This is a genomic window from Aeromonas sp. HMWF015 (assembly GCF_963878965.1).
GTDB lineage: Bacteria > Pseudomonadota > Gammaproteobacteria > Enterobacterales > Aeromonadaceae > Aeromonas > Aeromonas veronii.
In genome coordinates this window covers 1-1,823 of record NZ_CAWNZT010000430.1, presented here as the reverse complement: position 1 = coordinate 1,823, position 1,823 = coordinate 1, and the positions used below count along the sequence as shown (strand labels likewise).

Below are 1,823 nucleotides of genomic sequence, written 5' to 3'. Positions count from 1 at the left end.
TGGCCGCATCGATGCAACTGTTGTGGGCCGGGAAAAACGTGGCGACCACCCTGTTGCTTGAGGGAAAAGTGCCTCCGGCACTGCTAGCCCGCCTCTATCCGGCAGGCAGCTTGCTGCAAAGCGGCGCCATTATCGCCGGTGCCAGTGACTGGCCGGTCTCCAGCCCCAACCCTTTCCTCGCCATGTATACCGCGATCACTCGTCAAGGGGAGCTTGGCTTGCTGCCCCCCGCCAGCGAGCAGATCAGCCGTCAGGCCATCTTGCAGGCCTATACCCTCAACGCCGCCAAGGTAATTGGACGGGAGAAGGAGATTGGCTCCATCAGCGCGGGCAAGAGTGCTGACCTGATCTTGCTGGATCGCAATCTGGAACAGGTAGCAAGCGAAGAGATCAAGGAGGCCAAGGTGCTCTGGACCATGTTCAAGGGCAAGCAGGTCTATTCAGCCCACTAACACCGAGAGAACAAACAGGCCCGCACTGCGGGCCTGTTTGCGAGATCACGACAAACGCATGGTGTGCAGTGAGCAACCGATAACAACAGGATTAGCGGCTCGTTTCAGTCAAGTCCTTGTCAATCCAGTATTTGGAGCCGGAGATATTGGCATCGAGCAGCAGGCCCTTCTCGCCAATCTGGTAGATGGCCATGCCGCCGTTGTATTTGGCGGTCAGCTCGGCGCTCTCCTTGCCGGCCACCACGCCCACTTCGGAGGTGGCCTCCCACCCCTGGGTCACGAAGGCATCGAATCTTGCCTTGTCTTCAAACAGGATCACCTGCTGATAGAACTTGCCACCAATCCCGGCCGCCAGACCTGCGCCAAACATCTTCATATAGGTGTGCTTGCCGGTTTTGCGATTGACTGCCACCCCGGCCCCCTGATTGGTATGCAGCATCAGGGAGAACTTGCGCGAATCGAACACTGCATAGCCATAAGCCTTGTCAAACAACAACTTGGCTGATGGCTGCTCGTTGAACAACCGGATCAGCGCAGTGTCGGCCATGGTATTGAGCGCGATCCTCGCCTCTTTCGCCGTCTTGGGGTTGAGCATCTCGTTGAGCTCCTTGTCGGCTGCCTTCAGCCACTCCTTGCCGGTCGCGATGCTCTTGTCGGTCCAGACCCCGGCGGTATTGAAGGCATCCTCTCCCCAAGCCGAGATGGAAGCCCAGCTCTTTTTGGAAAAATCGCTGACATCCTGCCACACCTCCTTGCTGGTCTCGCTCACTGCCGCTCCCAGATCGGACGCTGCGGCCTTGAGCTTGGCCCAGTCGGCATAACAGGGTGAGAAGGCCAGACTCAGTGACAGGGCCAGCAACCAGTTACGCTTGTTCATTTTTTCACTCCCGTATTGTCGAGTGTCTGGGTTACCTGGTGCGATCACCTACAACAGGCTACCCGCTGAAAATCACTCCCGCATTATCGGAAGGGGAATCCGGTTAAGCAATCATTGAGTCCTGTTTATACCGCCACAGCCTGACAGCAGTTAACAAAAAGGCTGCTCATCAAAGAGGAGCAGCCTTGTTAAGCACAGTAAAACCGGACGGGCTTATTCGACCATCATCACCTTGCAGGTGTTGGTACTGCCCACGGTTTCCATCTTGTCACCGTGAGTCAGCAGCACCATGTCCCCGCTTTGCAGCAGCCCCTTCTCCTTGAGCACGGCCAGCGCGTCGCGGCACACTTCGTAGACCGGTTTGGTCTCGTCACCGTCAAACATCACCGGGGTGACGCCACGGTAGAGATTGGTCCAGGCCAGGGTCTTGTTGTGGGGGGACATGGCAAAGATCGGCAGACCGGAGCTGATACGGGACATCAGCAGCGGAGTGG

At 57.4% G+C, this 1,823-nt stretch carries 3 protein-coding genes; 1 reads left to right on the top strand and 2 read right to left on the bottom strand.

Going from position 1 to position 1,823, the window contains the following annotated elements:
- Positions 1 to 452 (top strand): amidohydrolase family protein (locus AACS18_RS22220; RefSeq protein ID WP_146184820.1); only part of this gene is annotated, 452 nt, incomplete at its 5' end.
- 91 nt (positions 453 to 543) lie between these two features.
- Here the strand turns inward: AACS18_RS22220 and befA are convergent.
- Together befA and AACS18_RS22210 are read right to left on the bottom strand one after the other, a co-directional pair.
- Positions 544 to 1,329, bottom strand: coding sequence for a beta cell expansion factor BefA (befA, locus tag AACS18_RS22215; protein WP_005353696.1), 786 nt, complete (start codon positions 1,327 to 1,329; stop codon positions 544 to 546).
- A gap of 213 nt (positions 1,330 to 1,542) precedes the next feature.
- Positions 1,543 to 1,823, bottom strand: a 281-nt coding sequence (locus tag AACS18_RS22210; protein ID WP_308810809.1) for a pyruvate kinase alpha/beta domain-containing protein, incomplete at its 5' end; no start/stop codon positions are given.